The 20900-nt window shown below is 74.4% G+C and carries 17 protein-coding genes; 11 read left to right on the top strand and 6 right to left on the bottom strand.

All coding sequences use genetic code 11. From position 1 onward, the window contains the following. Positions 1 to 68 precede the first annotated feature (68 nt). The 5 genes from OG422_RS07815 to OG422_RS07835 form a co-directional block, all read right to left on the bottom strand. Positions 69 to 3248, bottom strand: a complete 3180-nt coding sequence (locus tag OG422_RS07815) for an efflux RND transporter permease subunit (RefSeq protein ID WP_405741269.1) — start codon at positions 3246 to 3248, stop codon at positions 69 to 71. A 223-nt stretch (positions 3249 to 3471) separates the two neighbouring features. Further along, positions 3472 to 4167 carry a response regulator transcription factor gene (locus OG422_RS07820; RefSeq protein WP_143940781.1) on the bottom strand — a complete coding sequence of 232 codons (696 nt, stop codon included), beginning with the start codon at positions 4165 to 4167 and terminating at the stop codon, positions 3472 to 3474. Beyond that, positions 4164 to 5438 carry a sensor histidine kinase gene (locus tag OG422_RS07825; RefSeq protein WP_405741272.1) on the bottom strand — a complete coding sequence of 425 codons (1275 nt, stop codon included), beginning with the start codon at positions 5436 to 5438 and terminating at the stop codon, positions 4164 to 4166. The genes OG422_RS07820 and OG422_RS07825 overlap by 4 nt, the downstream gene beginning before the upstream one ends. 93 nt (positions 5439 to 5531) lie before the next feature. After that, on the bottom strand, positions 5532 to 5810 hold the full coding sequence (locus OG422_RS07830; protein ID WP_143940783.1) for a PspA-associated protein PspAA: 279 nt from the start codon (positions 5808 to 5810) through the stop codon (positions 5532 to 5534). 57 nt (positions 5811 to 5867) lie between these two features. After that, positions 5868 to 6665: a PspA/IM30 family protein gene (locus tag OG422_RS07835; protein WP_143940784.1), complete on the bottom strand. Its 798-nt coding sequence runs from the start codon at positions 6663 to 6665 to the stop codon at positions 5868 to 5870. Positions 6666 to 6952: 287 nt separating this feature from the next. Between OG422_RS07835 and OG422_RS07840 the strand changes: the two genes are divergently transcribed. Both OG422_RS07840 and OG422_RS07845 read left to right on the top strand, forming a co-directional pair. Then, positions 6953 to 7549 (top strand): DUF3043 domain-containing protein, encoded by a 597-nt coding sequence (locus OG422_RS07840; protein ID WP_143940785.1) that lies wholly within the window; start codon positions 6953 to 6955, stop codon positions 7547 to 7549. 149 nt (positions 7550 to 7698) lie between these two features. Next, entirely contained in the window at positions 7699 to 8418 is a 720-nt protein-coding gene (locus tag OG422_RS07845) for a bifunctional 2-polyprenyl-6-hydroxyphenol methylase/3-demethylubiquinol 3-O-methyltransferase UbiG (RefSeq protein WP_143940789.1), read from the top strand. A gap of 82 nt (positions 8419 to 8500) precedes the next feature. On the opposite strand, the gene OG422_RS07850 is transcribed toward OG422_RS07845, so the two are convergent. Further along, positions 8501 to 8713 carry a hypothetical protein gene (locus tag OG422_RS07850; RefSeq protein WP_143940786.1) on the bottom strand — a complete coding sequence of 71 codons (213 nt, stop codon included), beginning with the start codon at positions 8711 to 8713 and terminating at the stop codon, positions 8501 to 8503. A gap of 176 nt (positions 8714 to 8889) precedes the next feature. Between OG422_RS07850 and OG422_RS07855 the strand changes: the two genes are divergently transcribed. From OG422_RS07855 to OG422_RS07895, 9 genes are all read left to right on the top strand, one after another. Then, positions 8890 to 10233, top strand: coding sequence for a bifunctional adenosylcobinamide kinase/adenosylcobinamide-phosphate guanylyltransferase (locus OG422_RS07855; protein ID WP_405741277.1), 1344 nt, complete (start codon positions 8890 to 8892; stop codon positions 10231 to 10233). Positions 10234 to 10295: 62 nt separating this feature from the next. Then, a complete protein-coding gene (locus tag OG422_RS07860) occupies positions 10296 to 11138 on the top strand; it encodes a class I SAM-dependent methyltransferase (protein ID WP_405741280.1) in 843 nt (280 codons plus the stop codon). A gap of 248 nt (positions 11139 to 11386) precedes the next feature. Further along, a complete protein-coding gene (cobT, locus tag OG422_RS07865) occupies positions 11387 to 12433 on the top strand; it encodes a nicotinate-nucleotide--dimethylbenzimidazole phosphoribosyltransferase (protein WP_405741283.1) in 1047 nt (348 codons plus the stop codon). Positions 12434 to 12784: 351 nt separating this feature from the next. Then, positions 12785 to 13504: a hypothetical protein gene (locus OG422_RS07870; RefSeq protein WP_405741286.1), complete on the top strand. Its 720-nt coding sequence runs from the start codon at positions 12785 to 12787 to the stop codon at positions 13502 to 13504. Between the two features lie 47 nt (positions 13505 to 13551). Further along, positions 13552 to 14388, top strand: a complete 837-nt coding sequence (locus OG422_RS07875; protein WP_405741289.1) for an adenosylcobinamide-GDP ribazoletransferase — start codon at positions 13552 to 13554, stop codon at positions 14386 to 14388. A 314-nt stretch (positions 14389 to 14702) separates the two neighbouring features. Then, positions 14703 to 16250, top strand: coding sequence for a leucyl aminopeptidase (locus OG422_RS07880; protein WP_405741292.1), 1548 nt, complete (start codon positions 14703 to 14705; stop codon positions 16248 to 16250). Between the two features lie 379 nt (positions 16251 to 16629). After that, the gene (gene lpdA / locus OG422_RS07885; RefSeq protein ID WP_143943454.1) at positions 16630 to 18018 is read left to right on the top strand and encodes a dihydrolipoyl dehydrogenase; all 1389 of its coding nucleotides are present in this window, start codon (positions 16630 to 16632) and stop codon (positions 18016 to 18018) included. A gap of 90 nt (positions 18019 to 18108) precedes the next feature. Further along, positions 18109 to 19884, top strand: coding sequence for a 2-oxoglutarate dehydrogenase, E2 component, dihydrolipoamide succinyltransferase (sucB, locus tag OG422_RS07890; RefSeq protein WP_405741295.1), 1776 nt, complete (start codon positions 18109 to 18111; stop codon positions 19882 to 19884). 200 nt (positions 19885 to 20084) lie between these two features. Continuing rightward, positions 20085 to 20708, top strand: coding sequence for a GntR family transcriptional regulator (locus OG422_RS07895; protein WP_143943838.1), 624 nt, complete (start codon positions 20085 to 20087; stop codon positions 20706 to 20708). Positions 20709 to 20900: the final 192 nt, after the last annotated feature.

Raw genomic sequence — 20900 nt, forward strand, 5'->3', positions numbered from 1 at the left:
CGGCCGGGGAGCCCGGCCGGGCGTGCGGTGTACGGGTCCGGGGCGGCGGGCCGCTCCGGGCAGGCGGGTCACACGCCCGCCTGCTCCGGTGTCCGGTCGCCGTCGCGGTCGTCCGCGGCGGGCGGGTTGCCGTCCTTGTGGGCCCGCTTGTCGGCCTTCTTCTTCGCCCGGCGCTCCTTGCGGAGTTCGATGACCGCGTAGAGCGTCGGGACGAGGAGGAGGGTGAGCAGGGTGGAGGTGATCAGGCCGCCGATCACGACCACCGCGAGCGGCTGGGAGATGAAGCCGCCGTCGCCGGTGAACGAGAGCGCCATCGGCAGCAGCGCCATGATCGTGGCGAGCGCGGTCATCAGGATCGGGCGGAGCCGGTGGCGGCCGCCCTCGACGACCGCCTCGACGACGCCGTAGCCCTGCGCCCGGTACTGGTTGATCAGGTCGATCAGCACGATCGCGTTGGTGACGACGATGCCGATGAGCATCAGCATGCCGATCATCGCCGGGACGCCCATCGGGGTGCCGGTGGCGACCAGCAGGCCGAGCGCGCCGGTGGCGGCGAACGGGATCGAGATCAGCAGGATCAGCGGCTGGACGATCGAACGGAAGGTGGCCACCAGCAGCAGGAAGACGATCGCGATGGCCGCGAGCATCGCCAGGCCCAGCTTGCCGAACGCGTCGGACTGGTCCTGGGAGACACCACCGATGGTCGCGGTGGCGCCGGACGGCAGCTTCAGCGCGTTGATCCCGCTCTGGAGCTTGGTGGAGACCGCGCCGGTGTTGTCGCCGGTCGGAGTGGCGGTGACGGTCGCCGAGCGGGCGCCGTCGATCCGGGTCATCCGGACCGGACCGGCCACGGTCTTGACGGTGGCGAGGTCGCCGAGGCGGGCCATCCCGGACGGGGTCGGCAGCGGCAGGTCCTTGAGCTTGGCCTCGGTGGTCGCCGGGTGCGCCGACTTGATCACCACGTCGCGCTCGGTGTCGTCGAGCACAGCCTTGCCGCTGGGGGTGCCGCTCACGGCCTGGGCGACGGCCTGGCCGAGCGTGGCCTGGGTGTAACCGGCCGCGGCGGCCTTGTCGTTGGGCGTCACGGAGATCCGCGGCACGGACTGCGAGAGGTCGCTGCTGACGTCGGTGACGTCGGCCAGGCCCGCGACGGCCTTGCGGACCTGCTCGGTGGCGCTCGCCAGGACGTCGGCGTCACCGGCCTTGACGACCACGCTGAGGTCCTGGTTGCCGAAGCCGCCGCCGCCCGCGCCGACGGAGGTGGTCCCGGCGGCCCGGCCGAGCTTCGCCAGAGCGGCGTGGAGGTCGTCGGTGACCTTGTCGGAGTCGGCCGCGTCCTTCAGCTTGACCTGGTAGCTGGCCTGGTTGGCGCCGGAGCCGCCGCCGAAGGCCGCCATCATCCCGGAGGAGCCGACCGTGACCTGGTAGTCCTGCACGTCCTTGTTGGCGGCGAGGACCTTCTCGACCCGCTTGGCCTGCGCGTCGGTCGCGCTCAGGCTGGTGCCCGGCGTCAGCTCCTGCTTGATGCTCAGGGTGTCCTGCCGGCCCTGGTCGAAGAAGGTGGTCTTCAGCAGCGGGGCCATGCCGAAGGTGCCGAGGAGGACGACCACGGCGATCAGCAGGCTGATCCCGCGGCGGCGGGTGGCGAACCGCAGCACCGGCACGTACAGCCGCTGCAGCGCGCTGTTCGCCTCCTTCTCCTCGGCCTCGCGGCGCAGCTGCTCGGGGTCGGTGCCCTCGGGGATCTCGGGGGCGCGCAGGAACCAGTACGACAGCACCGGCACCACGGTCAGCGAGACCAGCAGCGAGGAGAGCAGGGCGACGGTGACGGTGAGGGAGAAGGAGCCGAAGAGGGCGCCGACCATGCCGCCGACCACACCGATCGGGAGGAAGACCGCGACGGTGGTGAGGGTGGAGGAGGTGATCGCGCCGGAGACCTCCTTGACGCCCTTGAGGATCGCCTCGCGCCGCTCCTCGCCGTAGCCCAGGTGCCGCTTGATGTTCTCCAGGACGACGATCGAGTCGTCGACGACCCGGCCGATCGCGATGGTCAGACCCCCCAGGGTGAGCATGTTCAGAGAGAGGTCGCCGGTCCACAGCACGATCAGCGTGAGGACCACGGACAGCGGGATGGAGACCGCGGTGACCAGGGTCGAGCGCAGGCTCAGCAGGAAGACCAGGATCACGATCACGGCCATGACGAGGCCGAGCAGGCCCTCGGTGGTCAGCGATTCGATGGACTTGGAGACCTGCGGGCCCTGGTCCGAGGCGATGGTGACGCTCGCACCGGCGCCCAGGTCCGCGCGGATGGTGTCGAGCTTGTCCTTGACCGCGTCGGAGATGGCGACGGCGCTGCCGTCCTGGCTCATCGTCACGGTGACGGAGAGGCTGGGCCTGCCGTTGGTGCGGGTGATCGAGGTCGCCGTCGCCGGCGTCTCCGCGACGGTGGCGACATCACCGAGCCGGACCGGCTTGCCGCCCTGCCCGCCGCCCGCCGCACCGGCCGCGGGGGCGACCATCAGGTCCTTGATCTGCGCGACGGAGGTGAAGCCCGCGCCGACCTGCACGGTCCGGCTGCGGCCGCCCTCGGCGAAGGCACCGGCGGGCACCGAGGTGCCACCGGCCTGGAGCGCCTGGCCGAGCGCGGCGGCGTTGAGGCCCGCGGCGGCCATCTTCTTGTCGTCCGGGGTGACCGCGACGATCCGGTCCTGCACCCCGCCGACGTTGACCTGGCCGACGCCGTCGATGTTCTTCAGATCCGGGACGACCGTGCGGTTCAGCTGGTCGGCGAGGGTCTGCTGGTCCTTCGTGGTGGACGAGACGGCGAGGACGACCGTGGGCAGATCGTCCGTGCCGCCGGAGACCACCTGCGGGTCCACGCCCGTGGGCAGCTTCGCCCGGGCCCGGTTGACGGCCTGCTGGACGTCGGCGACCAGGGTCTTGGAGTCGTTGCCGTAGTCGAACTGCGCCATGATGACGCCGGAGCCCTCGCTCGACGTCGAGGTGACGCCCTTGATGCCGTTGACCGCCTGGATGCCGTTCTCCAGCGGCTCGACGACCTGCTTTTCGACGACATCGGGCGAGGCGCCCTGATACGGGGCGATCACGGAGACCATCGGCAGGTCGATGGAGGGCAGGAGCTGCTGCTTGAGCTGCGGGATCGCGAGGGCGCCGAAGGCGATCGCGACGATCGACATCAGCGCTATCAGGCCGCGTTGCACGAGGCTGATGCGGGACAGCCAGGACATGGGTGACGGACCTTCTTCTGTTCTGGGGGGGCGGCGGAACGGGTCGGGGGACGGCCGGACGGCAGCCGCGGTCACCGGGCTGCCGCGCCCAGCCGCGCGGGCGTCGGCGGGCACGCAGAAGCGGCCCACTCACACCCTCGGCCACGAAACCGCCGGTTTTCCTCGCTCCCAGGTCGGTTTCCGCAGGCGGGGCGTACCGCGATCGGAGTACGCCCCCGCGCGCTCACTGCACCCGTGGGCGTACGAGTCCGGTTTCATACGCGGTGACCACCAGCTGGGCCCGGTCGCGGGCGCCGAGCTTGGCCATCGCGCGATTGACGTGCGTCTTCACCGTCAGCGGGCTGACCTCCAGCCGGGCGCCGATCTCGTCGTTCGACAGGCCGCCCGCGACGAGCACCAGGACCTCCCGTTCGCGGCCGGTGAGGGTGGCCAGCCGCCGCCGCGCGTCGTCGTCGCCGCAACGGCCGCCGGAGGCGGGCCCGTCCTCCCCCTGGGCGAGGAACTTCGCGATCAGGCCCTTGGTCGCGGCCGGGGAGAGCAGCGCCTCGCCGGCGGCGGCGATGCGGATCGCGGCGATCAGCTCGTCCGGTTCGGCGCCCTTGCCGAGGAAGCCGCCGGCCCCGGCCCGCAGCGCCCGCACCACGTAGTCGTCGACCTCGAAGGTCGTCAGGATCACCACGCGGACACCGTCCAGCTGCGGGTCCTCGCTGATCATGCGGGTGGCGGCGAGGCCGTCGGTGCCGGGCATGCGGATGTCCATCAGGACCACGTCGGGCACGGTGGCGCGGGCCAGCTCGTACGCCTGGGCACCGTCGGACGCCTCGCCGACGACCTCCATGCCCGGTTCCGAGTCGACCAGCACACGGAACGCGCTCCGCAGCAGCGCCTGGTCGTCGGCGAGCAGCACCTTGATCGTCACAGCGGGGTCTCTTCCGTACGGGCGGGCTGGAGGGGAAGCGTGGCACGCACCTGGAAACCGCCGGAAGGCCGGGCCCCGGTGACGACGGTGCCGCGCAGCGCCTGGGCGCGCTCGCGCATGCCGATCAGGCCGTGGCCGCCGCCGGGCTCCCCGTCGTCGGCCGCGCCCCGGCCGCGCGGCACCGGGGGCCGCCCGGCGCCGTCGTCCAGCACCGTGACGGTCAGCGTGGCCTCGCTGCGGACGATACGGACCACGGCCCGGGCGCCGTCGCCCGCGTGCTTGCGGACGTTGGTCAGCGCCTCCTGGACGATGCGGTACGCGGTGAGGTCGACGGAGGCGGGCAGCCCTTGGGCGGACGGCGGCACCTGGAGGTCGACGGGGAGCCCGGCGCGGACGAAGCCGTCGACGAGATGGTCGAGCACGCCGAGGCCGGGCGCGGGTTCGGTGGGGGCGGTGGGGTCGTCGGACTGGCGCAGCAGTCCGACGGTGGCGCGGAGCTCGCCGAGCGCCGAGCGGGACGCCTCCCGGACATGGGCGAGCGCCTGTTTGGCCTGGTCGGGCCGGGTGTCCATGACGTGTGAGGCGACGCCTGCCTGGACGTTGACAAGCGCGATGTGGTGGGCGACGACATCGTGCAGGTCCCGGGCGATGCGCATGCGCTCCTCGGCGACGCGGCGGCGGGCCTCCTCCTCCCGGGTGCGTTCGGCGCGTTCGGCGCGTTCGCGGATGGCGTCGATGTAGGCGCGGCGGCTGCGGACCGCGTCGCCGGTCGCGGCGGCCATGCCCATCCAGGCGAAGATCGCGACGTTCTCCTGCACGTACCAGGGGCGGGGCCCGTAGAGCATCGCGGCGGCGGTGAGGCCGACGGCGGTCAGCGCGCCGATCCGCCAGGTGGTGGGGCGGTCGGTGCGGGCGGCGAGGGTGAAGAGCGCGAGGACGGCGGCCCCGGCGACGGGGGCGCGGGAGTGCCCGGCCTCGGTGACCAGCTCGACGAGGGCGAGCGCGGCGGTGACGGCGAGGACGGTGCGCGGGGCGCGGCGGCGCAGCACCAGCGCGGCGCAGGCCAGGACGGCCAGGACGACGGCGGCGGGCTCCGGCGGGTGGGCGGCGAGGCGCGGACCGCCCGGGACGTGCCGGTTGACGACCGAACCGCACAGGATCGCGGCGAGGGCGCAGACCGCGACCACGGCGTCGAACACCAGGGGGTGCGTCCGGTACCACTGGAAGCGGCCGGGGCGCGGGGCTTCCCGGCCGGTGTCGGGAGGAGTCACGAGAGCACACGGTAGCGCCCCGGTCCTGTGAGGGACCGGGGCGCTGTCCGTCTGCGCTGGAGCGGGCGCCCGGGGGCCGGGCGCCGACCGGGGTCAGCCGGGGATGAGGCCGTCGTCGCTGAGCATCTCGCGGACCTCGTCGAGCGTGGCGCCCTCCGCGGGGAGGATCAGCTCGGACGGTTCGAGGGCGTCGTCGGGCAGCGGGGTGCCCAGGCGGCGCACCGCGTCGAGCAGGGCGCCCAGGGTCTTCCGGAAGCCCTGCTCGTCGCCGCTCTCCATCTCGGCGAGCAGCTCGTCGTCCAACGCGTTGAGCTCGGTGAAGTGGGCGTCGTCCAGCTTCACCTGGCCCTCCCCCATGATCCGTACGATCACGACGGTCTCCCTCGTCTGCGGTCCGGCGATCCCTGTGAGGCTAACCGCCGGTGACGGTCACTGCTTGTCGGAACGCGGCTGGTCCTGGGGGGCGGAGGGCTGCGCCTGACCGCCCTGGCCGCCTTCGATGGCCTGCTGTCCTGCGGAGGAGCCACCGGCCAGTTCGGCCTTCATCCGCTGGAGCTCCAGCTCGACGTCGCTGCCGCCGGAGAGGCGGTCCAGCTCGGCCGTGATGTCGTCCTTGGCCATACCGGTCGGGTCGTCGAGGGCGCCGGAGGCGAGCAGCTCGTCGATGGCACCGGCCCGCGCCTGCATCTGCGCGGTCTTGTCCTCGGCGCGCTCGATGGCGAGACCGACGTCGCCCATCTCCTCGGAGATGCCGGAGAACGCCTCGCCGATCCGGGTCTGCGCCTGGGCGGCGGTGTACGTCGCCTTGATCGTCTCCTTCTTGGTACGGAAGGCGTCGACCTTGGCCTGCAGCCGCTGGGCGGCAAGGGTCAGCTTCTCCTCCTCGCCCTGGAGGGTCTGGTGCTGCGCCTGCAGGTCGGTGACCTGCTGCTGCACCGCGCCGCGGCGCGAGAGCGCCTCACGGGCGAGGTCCTCGCGGCCGAGCGCAAGGGCCTTGCGGCCCTGGTCCTCCAGCTTGGACGACTGGCCCTGGAGCTGGTTGAGCTGCAGCTCCAGGCGCTTGCGGGAGGTCGCCACGTCGGCGACGCCGCGGCGCACCTTCTGGAGCAGCTCCAGCTGCTTCTGGTACGAGTAGTCGAGGGTCTCGCGCGGGTCCTCGGCCCGGTCCAGGGCCTTGTTGGCCTTCGCGCGGAAGATCATCCCCATCCGCTTCATGACACCGCTCATGGGCCTCGCGCGCCCCCTTCTGACCGAATTACCTCGGGCGTTGGACTCCAGCACACCTACAGACCCCACAGTACGGGCCCTGGTTCCATTACCGCACTGTTCGGGGCCGGATGTGCTCCTCCTCCAGGACGAGGATTCCTCCGGCCCAGGGTGGAGGAGGCGCCCCGGGGCACCGTCACCGTGTCCGCTTGGTCCCGTTACGGCGCGTGTGGCCGGTCCGTACCGTTGCCGGATCGTGCCCCCTCGGACCGCCGCTCGCACCCGCCGACCCCGTACCCTTGGGTGTTGTGTTCCGAAGCCGTTCGAAGGATGAGCAGGCCGCGACCGCCAAGGTGACCGCGGACCAGCCCCAGCAGCCCCGCGACCCGCAGGCCCCCAAGGGCCGCCCGACGCCGAAGCGCAGTGAGGCGCAGGCGCACCGCCGTACGCGTGCGCACACGCCGGCCAACCGCAAGGAGGCGTCAAAGGCCCAGCGCGAGGCGCGCCGCGTCGACATGGCCAAGCAGCGCGAGGCCATGGCCAGCGGCGATGAGCGTTATCTGCCCGTGCGCGACAAGGGTCCGGTGCGCCGTTTCGCCCGTGACTACGTCGACTCGCGGTGGTGCGTCGCCGAGTTCTTCCTGCCGATGGCCGTGATCATCCTGGTGCTCACCATGATCCGGGTGCCGCAGATCCAGAACGTCGCGCTGCTGCTCTGGCTCGTGATCATCGTGCTGATCGTGCTGGACTCCCTCGGCATCTGGCTCCGCATGGGCAAGCAGCTCAACGAGCGCTTCCCGAACGAGAGCCACAAGGGCGTCAAGGCGTACGCGGTGATGCGCACGCTCCAGATGCGCCGCCTGCGCCTGCCGAAGCCGCAGGTCAAGCGCGGAGAGCGGCCCTGACCGCGACCGGCGCCGCCCCCGCGGTACCCGTCCCCGAAGCTGTCGCACCCACACCTTCCGTGCCCGACCGACCGGTCGAGCCCGTGGCGCCCGTCGCCCCGGTCCGGCCCGCCGCGCCCGTGGTACGGCCGTCCGTGCGGCAGCAGCTGCTGGGACGGCAGATCGAGGAGCAGATCGCCGGCCGCTTCCCCGTGGGGCAGCGGCTGCGGGTGCTCGACGCCGGGACGGGTGACGGTGTGCAGGCGCTGCGGCTGGCGCGCGGCGGGCACCACGTCACCGCGCTGGAGCAGGACCCGGGTGCCCTGGAGGGCGTACGGGCGGCGCTGGCGGCGGAGCCGGACGGGATCCGTGAGCGGGTGCGGCTGGTCGAGGGCGACGGCCGGGACACCGGTGCGCACTTCCTGCCGGGCTCGTTCGACGTGGTGCTCTGCCACGGGTTGCTGAGCGGCGCGCGGGATCCGGACGCGCATCTGGCGGGCCTCGCGCGGGTGCTGGCCCCGGGCGGGCTGCTGTCCCTCGTCGTACGCAACACCGGCGCCGCGGCGATGCGGCCCGGGCTCGCCGGGGACTGGCACGGTGTCCTCGCCGCGTTCGAGGCGCCGGACGGCGAGCGGGGCGCGGCGCGGTCCGGGCTGGACGCGCTGACCGCGTCGCTCGCCGGGATCGGCGCGCCGCTCCAGGAGTGGTACGGCGTCGGCGTCTTCACGGACGCCTCGGCCGACGCGGCGCCGCAGGTGCCCACCCAGGGCGGCGCGGACGGTGCGCGGCGGCGGGAGCTGCTGCTGAGCGCCGAGGAGCGGGCCGGGCGGACCGATCCGTACCGTACGGTCGCCGGGCTGCTGCATCTGTGCGGGGTACGGGGCGGCTGACGGCCCCGGTGTGACGACGTGAGGCCCGCGGCCCCGGTGGAGGGGGCGCGGGCCTCGTCGTTTCCGGGACCGGGGCGGCCGGTCAGTCGTCGTCGGCGTGGAGGCTCATCGGCCCCGCGTAGACCTCGGTGCCGTCCTCGAAGAGGCGGACCTGGTCGACGCCGCCGTCGCGGAGGGTCCGCCACTCCTCGCCGATCCAGGATTCGGCGTCCCCCTGGGTGGTGAATTCCTCCGGCTGCACCGACGGCGCCGTCTGCGTACCGTCCGCCGTCTCGAACCGCCACGTCCACGCCATGTCCGCCTCCTGGGTGCCTGGGCTCCGGGGCCGTGCCGGGGCCCGGTCCGCCGTGCCGTGATGTGCTGGTGAGCGCGTTGTCCTGCTGGTCGTACCTGGTGCCGGTCAGCAGCCTATCGGGCGTGTCGAGAGGTCCCCGGCGCGCTGTGCGGCCGGGCCCGGGGGAAAATCGCCGCGTGGAACTGACACTGCTCGGCACCGGAGCCCCCCAGGGGCTGCCGCGCCCCGGCTGCCCTTGCGCGGCCTGCGCCACCGCCGTCGGCGACGAGGCGCGGGCGGCCACCGCGCTGCTGATCGACGGCGCGCTGCTCATCGACCTCACGCCCGGCCCGGCGTTCGCCGCCGCCCGCGCGGGGCAGTCACTGGCGGGCGTACGGCAGGTGCTGCTGTCGCATCCGCACGACGGTCCGGCGCTGGAGGTGCCCGCCGGGCTGCCGCAGCCGGGGCGGGTCGCGGACGGGCGGGAGCTGGCGCTGCTCGACGGGCACCGGGTGCGGGCCATCGCGGTGGACATCCCCGGCACCGGCTACGAGATCGGCGGCGGGGGCGGCGAGCGGCTGCTGTACCTGCCGCCGGGCGCCGCGCCCGCGGGCCCGGTCAACGGGGCGGCGGGTGGCGGCTACGAGGCGATGGGCGGCACCGGCCCGTACGACCTGGTGCTGCTGGACGTCATCGGGCGGCCGGACGCGCTGGCGCGGCTGCGGGCGAGCGGCGCGGTGGATGCGGCGACCGATGTGATCGCCGTCCATCTCGACCACACGGTGCCGCCCGGCGCGGAGCTGCACCGCAGGCTGGCGGCGGCGGGCGCGCGGGCGGTGCCGGACGGGACGACGCTGGTGGCCGGGGAGTTCCCGGTCGGGACGCCGCCGGAGCTGCCGCGGCGGACGCTGGTGCTGGGCGGCGCGCGCAGCGGCAAGTCGGCGGAGGCCGAGCGGCGGCTGGCGGCCTTCCCGGACGTGCTGTACGTCGCGACCGGCGGCACCCGCGAGGGCGACACGGAGTGGGCGCAGCGGGTGGCGCTGCACCGCGAGCGGCGGCCCCCGGGGTGGCGTACCGCCGAGACCTGCGACCTGGTGCCGCTGCTGTCGGGCGGGGAGCGGGACACGGCGGGCGGGCCGCTGCTCGGTCCGGCGCGGGAGCCGGGCGCCGACCGGCGGGCGGGGCTGGGCGGCGACGACGCGGCCGACCGGGTCTTCGACGCGTCGCCGCTGCTCATCGACTGTCTGGCGCTGTGGCTGACGCACGCCATGGACGAGGTCGGGGCGTGGGACGACGCGGCGTGGGAGGCCGGGGGGCGGCGGGCGCTGCGGGAGCGGACGGACGCGCTGGTGGCGGCCGTCCGGGCGACGCGCAGGCAGGTGGTGGCGGTCAGCAACGAGGTCGGGTCCGGGGTGGTGCCGGCGACCCCGGCCGGGCGGCGCTTCCGGGACGAACTGGGGCGGCTGAACGCGGCATTCGGCGCCGAGTGCGAGCAGGTGCTGCTGGTCGTCGCCGGGCAGCCGCTTGCGCTGCGCGGATGACGCGGGGCCGCCGGGGCACGTGTCCGCTTGCCCGGCGGCCCGGCGGCGGGTGCTCTTGGACGGTGACCGAATCCGAGCTGACGGAGCTGACCGAGCCGACCGGGCGGACGGGGCCGGGCGCGGCGCCGGGGTCCGCCGCGCCCGTCGGGGCCTGCCACCGGGCCGCGCCGCGGACCCACGCCCGTACCGCCGTGCCGGAGGTGCCTCCGGTGCGGCGGCGGGCGCCGGACGGTCCCGGTGCGGTCGATCCGCCCGGGGTGCGGGCGGCGGGGCGGCGGGCCCGGTGCGTCGACGCGGCGGTGCAGGCGTATGTGGCGCGGCATCCGGAGGCGACGGTGGTGGCGCTCGGCGAGGGGCTGGGCACCGGCTACTGGCGGCTGGACAACGGGCGGTTGCACTGGCTGTCGGTGCTGTCGCCGGAGACGGCGGCAGTGCGGCGGATGCTGCTGCCGGACGGTGCGCGGCGCCGCACGGTGGTGCGCCCGGCGCACGGTTTCGGCTGGCTGGACGCGGTCGGTGAGCCGTCCCGCGGGGTGATCGTGACGGCGCCGGGGCTGCTGATGCGGCAGGCTCCCGGGGAGGTGCGGGCGCTGCTGGCGGCGTGCGCGGAGCGGCTGCCCGGCGGAGCGCTGGTCTTCGACGCGCTGCCGCGGCGGGCGGCGGCGGTGGCCCGCCGGTACCCGGCGCTCTCCGCCGGGCCGCTGCCGGGCGCGGTGCGCTGGAGCCTGGACCGCGGCCAGCTGGCGGCCCTCACCGCGGTACATCCGGCGATCACCTCCGTACGGGAACTGCCGCCGCCGGGCGGCCGGTTGGCGCTGCCGGGGGCCGCGGGCGGGTACGGGCAGCGGTTCCCGGTGCTGCGCGCGTGGACGCCGGTGGTGTGCGAGGTGCGGTTCGCGCGGTAGGGGCGTGGGCGGAGGTGGCGTGCGCCCCTCGGGGCGCGTCGGGCGCGGGTCCGGACGTCCGGCCGGTGGCGCCCGCCCGTCGTGCGCGGCCGAGGTCCGCCACGTGCCTGCCGTACGCGGCGGAGCCGACGGGCGCGGCGGCGCTCCGGCCTGCGGTGCGTGCCGTGGCGGCGGGTGGCGTGCCCCCGGCGGCACGGGGTGCGCTCCGGGCGCGTCGGCGGGGCGCGGTTGCCGGTAACCTGCGCCCAATGAGCGCCCTGAATCTCGATGACTTCGCCCACCTGATCGAGCGCCCCGACGGCAGCGCGCGCCGTGACGCCGAGGAGCGGCGGGCGCGGCTGGCCCTGCCGCCCGGGGCGTTGGGCCGCCTGGACGAGCTGGGGGAATGGCTGGCCGCCACGCAGCGGCAGGTGCCGGTGCGGCCGCTGGAGCGCGCCCGGGTGCTGCTCTTCGCCGGTGACCACGGGGTGGCGGAGCTGAACGTCTCCGGGCGCCCGGCCAAGGGCACGAAGGACCTCGTACGGGCCGCGCTGGAGGGCACCAGCCCGGCGGCGGTGCTGGCCCGGGGCGCCGGGGCCGGGCTGCGGGTGATCGACATGGCGGTGGACTGCGACGCGGAGGAGCTGCCCGCCGACGTCACCCGGCACCGGGTGCGGCGCGGTTCGGGGCGGATCGACATCGAGGACGCGCTGACGGCCGAGGAGGCCGAGGCGGCGTTCCGGGCCGGGATGGCGGTCGCCGACGAGGAGGCCGACGCCGGGACGGACCTGGTGGTGCTGGGCGATCTGAGCGTCGGCGGCACGACCGCGGCGTCCACGCTGATCGCCGCGTTGTGCGGGACCGACGCGTCGGTGGTGACCGGCCGGGGCGGCGCCGGAATCGATGATCTGGCGTGGATGCGCAAGTGCGCGGCGATCCGGGACGCGCTGCGCCGGGCCCGTCCGGTCCTCGGCAATCAGCTGGCGCTGCTGGCCACCACCGGGGGCGCCGATCTGGCGGCGATCACCGGGTTCCTGCTGCAGAGCGCGGTGCGCCGGACGCCGGTGATCCTCGACGGGGTGGTGTCGGCGGCGTGCGCGCTGGTGGCGCAGCGGGTGGCGTTCCGCGCGCCGGACTGGTGGCTGGCCGGGCAGCTCAGCGGCGAACCGGCGCAGGCCAAGGCGCTGGACCGGATCGCGCTCAACCCGCTGCTCGACCACGGCGTCACAGCCGGTGAGGGTACGGGCGCCCTGCTGGCGCTGCCGCTGGTGCGGGCCGCCGCCGACCTGGCGGCGCAGCTGCCGGTCCGCGACTGACCGCGGCCCTCCCGGCCGGGTGACGGCCGGTCATCCGGTCCGTGCGGGAGGGCGCCGTGCGCCGTGGGCAGAGCGGGCGCCGTCCCCGGGGCGGGCCGGTGACGTCCCGGAGCGCGGGCGGGCCGCCGTCCCCCTGCCGGGGCCTCGTACGGGGGCCGCGCCCGTACGGGTCCGCTCGCGCTCGCGCGAGGGGTGGCGGCGCGTCGATTCGCTCGTCCGCGCCCCGGTGAAATGCCGCAGGCCGCACGTCGGCCGGGCCATGCTCGGGGCAGCGCGCGCCGCGGGGCCGCGCGGCCTTCCGGGCGGGGGCGGTACGGGCGCGGCGCGCCGTGAGCAGCAGGGGAGCAATCGATGAGCGAGCCGGTCCGGGGCGGTGTGGTGCGCCGTGCCGTGGCGGCCGAGCGGGGTCCGCTGTGGCGGGCCGTGCGGGGGCCGTTGGCGGCGCGCGGGCCGCGGGCGATCCCGCTGACGCTGGCGTCGGTGATGCTGACGCTGGTCCTCCAGATCGTGCAGAACCAGTCGTGGGGGTACGGGCCGGTGCAGGCGGCCGGGGCGCCGACCGCCGGGACGCCGCTCTGGCTCGCGCTGCTGCGGACGCCGCTGTCGCTCTTCGTCCCGGCGCTCGATCTGCCGGTGTGGGGCGCGTTGGCGCAGGTCCTGGTGGTGTTCGGGATCGCGGAGGTGACGCTGGGCCGGTGGCGGACGCTGGCGATGGCGTACACCGCGACCCTCGCCGGGACGCTCTACGCGCGGCTGGGCATCCGGCTCGGGCCGGACAGCCCCATCGGCCTGCCGCCGGGCGACGCCTGGGTGGTGGACACCGGGCCGTCGGCCGCGGTGGTGGGCCTGGCGGTGTTCGTGTGCTGGCGGCTGCGGGCGCGGGTGACGTGCGCGTTGGTGGTGGTGGCGATGGTCGGCGAGGTGGTGTTCGTCAAGAACAACCTCGCGGGCAAGGAACACATCGCGGCCGTCGCGGCGACGCTGCTGGTGTGCCTGGGCTGGGAGGTGGCCGCGCGGCGGCGCCGGGCGGCGGGGGCGGCTTGTGCCGGTGAGGCGGGGTGGTTGCGGTGAGGAGGGCGGCGAGCGCGTCGCCCCGCCCCCCGGGTTAGCCTGCCGCGATGACCGACGCGCCCGATTCCGCAGCCCCCGCACCCGTACCTGCACCGACGCCGCCCGGCGGCCGGGCCGGTGCCGGGGACGGGCTGCGGTTCGCCTTCGGGACGTTGACCGTGTTGCCGGTGCGGGTGCGGCGCTGGGACCGGGTGGCGGCGCGGGGCGGGATGCTCTGTGCGCCGCTGGCCGGGCTGGTCGTCGGGGGGTTCGCCGCGGCGGTCGGTGCGGTGCTGCTCGCGTTGGGCGGCTCCCCGCTGCTCGCCGCGACCGGCTCCGCGGTGGTGCCCGCCGCGCTCACCCGCGGCCTCCATCTGGACGGTCTCGCGGACACCGCAGACGGCCTGGGCAGCGGAAAACCGCCCGAGGACGCGCTGCGCATCATGAAGCAGTCCGACATCGGCCCGTTCGGCGTCATCACGCTGCTGTTCGCGCTGGTGGCGCAGGTGGCGGCGTTGGCCGGGCTGTACGCGGACGGCTGGGCCCGCGGCGCGGTGGCCGCCGTCGTCTCGGCGACCGCCGCCCGTACCGCGCTGACCTGGGCCTGCCGCCGGGGCGTGCCCGCCGCGCGGCCGGAGGGGCTGGGCGCCGCGGTCGCCGGGGTGGTGCCGCGCCGCGCCGCGGCGGGGTGCGCGGCGCTGGTCTGTGCGGCGGCCGCGGCCGGTGCCACCGGCGGGGTGTTCGGCGCGGTGCACACCGCGCTGGCGGTGGTGGTGGCGCTGGCCGTCGCCGAGGGGGTGCTGCGGCACTGCCGGCGGCGGCTGGGCGGGGTGACGGGCGATGTGTTCGGCGCGCTCGCCGAGACGGCGGCGCTCACCGCGCTGGTGGTGCTGGCGCTGGGCTGAGCCCGCGCGGGACGGCCTTTCAGGGGCCGTTGGCGCCGCCCGAACGCGTGGCGTCACTGTGGCGCCGCTCTCATTCGGCGTGCGGAACAAGCCGTTCGCCCCCTTTGCCCCGGCGGCCCGTACCCGTCGAAAAACCTCCAACTACCCTGCTGAGAACGGGTCGTTGGGCCGTCCGGGCATCGCTCGGGAGGGCGCCGGGGAGCGGGCCGTCCAGGCCGCTCCCCGTTCCGTGCGGGCGCCCCGAGCGTAGGCTCGGCCGCACGCTGCTCCCTGAGCGCGAACGGATTCCCGGACGGAACAGGACTTTCATCACCGTGACTGCACTGACCCTCAGTACTTCCTCCGCCGCAGCGGCGCGCGCGGACGCCGTCGTCGTCGGCGTGGCCAAGGGCGCCAAGGGCCCCGTGCCCGCCACCGGCGCCGAAGCCGTGGACGAGGCGTTCGGCGGCAAGCTCGCCGCCGTCCTGGAGACTCTCGGCGCGACGGGTGCCGAGGGCGAGGTGACCAAGCTGCCCGCCGCCGACGGCCTCAAGGCGCCGGTCGTGCTGGCGGTCGGCCTCGGCGCCGCACCGGCCAAGGGCGAGACGTACGACAACGAGACGCTGCGGCGCGCTGCGGGCAGCGCCGCCCGCGCGCTGAACGGCACGAAGAAGGCGGCCTTCGCGCTGCCGCTGGAGGACGCCGAGGCGGCCGCCGCGGTCTCCGAGGGCGCGCTGTTCGGCGCGTACGCCTTCACCGCGTTCCGCAGCGACGGCGCCCCGGCCCACGCGAAGAAGGGCGCGAAGGGCGGCAACGGCGGCTCGGCGCCGCTCGCGGAGGTCGCGCTGCTCGGCGGCAAGCCGCGGGACAAGGAGTTCAAGGCGGCGACCGAGCGCGCCCTGGTGCTGGCGGCGGAGATCCACCGCGCCCGCGACCTGATCAACACCCCGCCCAACGCGCTCGACCCGAAGTCCTTCGCCGCCGAGGCGCAGGCCGCGGCCAAGGAGTTCGGCCTCAAGGTCGAGGTGCTGGACGAGAAGGCGCTGAAGAAGGGCGGCTACGGCGGTCTGCTCGGCGTCGGCCAGGGCTCGGACGCCCCGCCGCGGCTGGTGCGCATCGCCCACACCCACGCCAAGGCGACGAAGACGCTCGCGCTGGTCGGCAAGGGCATCACGTACGACTCGGGCGGTATCTCGCTGAAGCCGGCCGGGCACAACGAGACGATGAAGTGCGACATGAGCGGCGCCGCCGCGGTGTTCGCCACCGTCGTCGCCGCGGCGCGGCTGGGCCTGGAGGTGAACGTCACCGGCTGGCTGGCGCTCGCCGAGAACATGCCGTCGGGCAACGCCACCCGCCCCGGTGACGTGCTGACGATGTACAGCGGCAAGACGGTCGAGGTGCTCAACACCGACGCCGAGGGCCGTCTGGTGCTGGCCGACGCGCTGACCCGCGCGTCGGAGGAGGAGCCGGACGCCATCATCGACGTCGCGACGCTGACCGGCGCGATGGTGCTGGCGCTGGGCAACCGCACCTTCGGGATCATGGCCAACGACGACGCGTTCCGCACCACGATCCACGAGATCGCGGAGGAGGTCGGCGAGCAGTCCTGGCCGATGCCGATGCCCGCCGAGCTGCGCAAGGGCATGGACTCCCCGGTGGCCGACATCGCCAACATGGGCGAGCGGATGGGCGGCGGCCTGGTCGCCGGTCTGTTCCTGAAGGAGTTCATCGGCGAGGGCATCCCCTGGGCGCACCTCGACATCGCGGGCCCGGCGTTCCACGAGAGCGCGCCGTACGGCTACACGCACAAGGGCGGCACCGGCTCGTCGGTCCGCACCCTGCTGCGGCTGGCCGAGCGCACCGCCTCGGGCGACCTGGGCTGAGCCCCCGCTCCCCCCGCACGTCCGACGGCCCCGGGCTCACCGTCCGGGGCCGCCGGTGCGCCAGCGGTGACCGCGATCCGGGCGTCCTTCGGGGGCGGCGTTCGCCCTCAACGAAATCCGCAGGCGTCCCCCCGCCCTTCCCAGGTGGCGCTTCGCGCCGCGGCGCCGCTGCCTACGGCCGAGTAACCCTTGAGAGGCGGCGTACGTACCGCCGCCAGGCCCGGCCCGCCGTCCCAGCTTCACCGAACAAGTGCGAAGATGGGTCCTCGGCAGGACAGGGCCCCCCTTACCCAGGGCCGACGTGAAGAGCGGCCGAACCACAGCCGCCGACCGGTCATCGGAGACCGGCTCCGGCGTACCCATGCATGGAGGACGTGACGTGGCGAACGACGCCAGCACCGTTTTCGACCTAGTGATCCTCGGTGGCGGCAGTGGCGGTTACGCCGCGGCCCTGCGCGGGGCGCAGCTGGGCCTGGACGTCGCCCTGATCGAGAAGGGCAAGGTCGGCGGTACCTGCCTGCACAACGGCTGCATCCCCACCAAGGCACTGCTGCACGCCGGTGAGATCGCCGACCAGGCCCGCGAGAGCGAGCAGTTCGGTGTCAAGGCCACCTTCGAGGGCATCGACATCGACGCCGTCCACAAGTACAAGGACGATGTCATCTCCGGCCTGTACAAGGGCCTGCAGGGGCTGATCGCCTCCCGCAAGGTGACGTACATCGAGGGCGAGGGCAAGCTCTCCTCCCCGACCTCCGTCGATGTGAACGGCCAGCGCGTGACGGGCCGCCACGTCCTGCTGGCGACCGGCTCCGTGCCGAAGTCGCTGCCGGGCCTGAACATCGACGGCGACCGCATCATCTCCTCGGACCACGCGCTGAAGCTGAACCGCGTGCCGAAGTCCGCGATCGTGCTGGGCGGCGGCGTCATCGGCGTCGAGTTCGCCTCGGCGTGGAAGTCCTTCGGCACCGACGTCACCATCGTCGAGGGCCTCAAGCACCTCGTCCCGGTCGAGGACGAGAACAGCTCCAAGCTGCTGGAGCGGGCCTTCCGCAAGCGCGGCATCAAGTTCAACCTCGGCACCTTCTTCGACAAGGCCGAGTACACCGCCGACGGCGTCAAGGTGACCCTCGCCGACGGCAAGACCTTCGAGGCCGAGGTCCTCCTGGTCGCGATCGGCCGCGGGCCGGTCTCGGCGGGCCTGGGCTACGAGGAGCAGGGCGTCGCCATGGACCGCGGCTACGTCCTGGTCGACGAGTACATGCAGACCAACGTTCCGACGATCTCGGCCGTCGGCGACCTCGTCCCCACCCTCCAGCTCGCGCACGTCGGCTTCGCCGAGGGCATGCTGGTGGCGGAGCGGCTGGCGGGTCTGAAGACCGTGCCGATCGACTACGACGGCGTGCCGCGCGTGACGTACTGCCACCCCGAGGTCGCCTCGGTGGGTATCTCCGAGGCGAAGGCCAAGGAGCTGTACGGCGCCGACAAGGTCGTCACGCTGAAGTACAATCTCGCGGGCAACGGCAAGAGCAAGATCCTGAAGACCACGGGCGAGATCAAGCTCGTCCAGGTCAAGGATGGTGCCGTGGTCGGCGTCCACATGGTCGGTGACCGTATGGGCGAGCAGGTCGGTGAGGCCCAGCTGATCTACAACTGGGAAGCCCTGCCGGCCGAGGTTGCGCAGCTCGTTCACGCGCACCCCACGCAGAACGAGGCTCTCGGGGAGGCCCACCTGGCGCTGGCCGGCAAGCCCCTCCACTCCCACGACTGACCCTCAGTCCCGGGCGCGACCACATCCGCACTTCCCCGCGCGCCGACACCGTGCGCGCGGGGGAACCATCCGTTAGGAGCAACAGAAACCATGGCGGTTTCCGTATCCCTTCCGGCGCTCGGCGAGAGCGTCACCGAGGGCACCGTCACCCGCTGGCTCAAGGCCGAGGGTGAGCGCGTCGAGGCCGACGAGCCCCTGCTGGAGGTGTCGACCGACAAGGTCGACACCGAGATCCCCGCCCCCGCCTCCGGCATCCTGGCGGCCATCAAGGTCGCCGAGGACGAGACCGTGGAGGTCGGCGCCGAGCTGGCCGTCATCGACGACGGCTCCGGCACCCCCGCCGCGGCCCCCGCCGCCGCCGAGGCCCCCGCCGCACAGCCCGAGCCCGTGGCCGCCCCCGTGGCCGAGGCCGCTCCGGCGCCCGCCGCCGCTCCGGCCGGCGCCGCCTCCGGTACCGACGTCGTGCTGCCCGCCCTGGGCGAGTCGGTCACCGAGGGCACCGTCACCCGTTGGCTGAAGGAGGTCGGCGAGGAGGTCTCGGAGGACGAGCCCCTGCTCGAGGTCTCCACCGACAAGGTCGACACCGAGATCCCGGCGCCGGTCTCCGGCACCCTGCTGGAGATCCTGGTGGCCGAGGACGAGAACGCCGAGGTCGGCGCCAAGCTCGCCGTCATCGGCTCGGCCGTCCAGGCCGCGGCGCCTGCCGCCCCGGCTGCCCCCGCCGCCCCGGCTCCGGCCGCTCCGGCCCCGGCCGCCCCCGCGGCTCCGGCGCCCGCGCCCGCCGCTCCGGCTGCCCCGGCCCCGGCTCCGGCCGCGCCTGCCACTCCGGCCCCGGCCCCCGTGGCCCCGGCTCCCACCGTTGCAAGCACCGGCTCCACCGGAGCGGCTTACGCCGCGCCCTCCGCTGCGGCCCCGGCCGCCGGTGAGGGCGACGGCGCGTACGTCACGCCGCTGGTGCGCAAGCTCGCCGCGGAGAACGGCGTCAACCTCGCCACGGTCAAGGGCACCGGCGTCGGTGGCCGCGTCCGCAAGCAGGACGTCATCGCCGCCGCGGAGGCCGCCAAGGCCGCCGCCCCGGCCCCGGCCGCCCCGGCCGCCCCGGCCGCGTCGAAGCCCGCCGCCCCGGCCATCGAGGCGTCGCCGCTGCGCGGTCAGACCGTCAAGATGCCGCGGATGCGCAAGGTCATCGGCGACAACATGATGAAGGCCCTGCACGGCCAGGCGCAGCTCACCAGCGTGGTCGAGGTGGACGTCACCAAGATCATGCGGATGCGCAACAAGGCCAAGGACGCCTTCGCGCAGCGTGAGGGCGTCAAGCTCTCCCCGATGCCGTTCTTCGTCAAGGCCGCCGTCCAGGCGCTGAAGGCCCACCCGGTCGTCAACGCCCGGATCAACGAGGACGAGGGCACGATCACCTACTTCGACACCGAGAACATCGGTATCGCGGTGGACGCGGAGAAGGGCCTGATGACCCCGGTCATCAAGGACGCCGGTGACCTCAACATCACCGGTATCGCCAAGAAGACCGCCGACCTCGCCGGCAAGGTCCGCTCCAACAAGATCACCCCGGACGACCTCGCCGGAGCCACGTTCACCATCTCGAACACCGGCTCGCGCGGCGCGCTCTTCGACACCGTGATCGTGCCGCCGAACCAGGTCGGCATCCTCGGTATCGGCGCCACCGTCAAGCGCCCCGTGGTCATCAACCACCCCGACCTCGGCGAGACCATCGCCGTCCGGGACATGACCTACCTGGCGCTCTCCTACGACCACCGTCTGGTGGACGGCGCGGACGCCGCCCGTTACCTGACCACGGTCAAGCAGATCCTGGAGGCCGCCGAGTTCGAGACCGAGATCGGTCTCTGAGCGAGGCGCCGACCAGCGCGTGCACACGGCCCCGTCCGGGTTCTCCGGGCGGGGCCGCTCGCGTTCCCGGTCCCGGGGCCCGCGCCGGGGCCGGGAACCCGTGAGCGGCACCACGTGTGATTCCGGTCCCGCGGCACCGCCGGGCGACGACCACGCCCCGTATCGTCTCCGTCACCACCCCACCCGCGAGGAGCACCGTCATGACCCCGCCCGTCGTCCATTCGCTGCGCGAGCAGATCCGCGAGCACATCCTTGAGGGGATCGTCCGCGGCCGGTGGCAGCCCGGCGAACGGATCGTGGAGCGGCGGATCGCGGTCGAGCTGGAGGTCAGCCAGACGCCGGTGCGGGAGGCGCTGCGGGAGCTGGAGTCGTTGCGGCTGATCGAGTCGGCGCCGAACAAGGGCGTCCGGGTGCGGGACCTCTCCCCCGCCGACCTCAAGGAGAGCTACCCCGTACGGGCCGGTCTGGAGCAGGTCGCGGCGGAGCTGGCGGCCGGTCAGCTGGCCGAGGACACCGAGGCGCTGGAGCGCGAGGTGGACCGGCTGCGGGAGGCGGACCGGACGGGCGACGGCGAGGCGCAGGTGCGGCACACGGTGGCGTTCCACCGCGAGATCGTGCGGGCGGCCGGGAACGGCGTGCTGCTGCACACCTGGGAGTCGCTGGGGGTGGAGGTGTGGACGACGCTGTCGATCCGCTGGTTCAGCCCCGAGCCGCGGTCGCACGCGCAGGACCACCAGGAGATCGTGGACGCGTTCCGGCGCCGGGACCCGCGGATCGGTGCCCTGCTGCGGACCCATGTGCTGAGCTGCGCGCCGCGGGTCTGACCTGCGGATCTCATCGGGGCGGGAGCGGCCGTACGGCGGCGCTTCCGCCCCCTTCTGCGTCTGGCACGCGGTGCCCGGGTATGCGGCACCCCGTGCCGACCTGCGGTGATTCTTCCGGGGAGCGTTGATCGATCATCGATCAGGGGCGTATGGTCGCCCGCGGGGCGCGACATCCCTGCCTGCCGAATGCCT

It is taken from the genome of Streptomyces sp. NBC_01525 (assembly GCF_045040405.1).
GTDB classification, from domain to species: Bacteria; Actinomycetota; Actinomycetes; order Streptomycetales; family Streptomycetaceae; genus Streptomyces; species Streptomyces benahoarensis.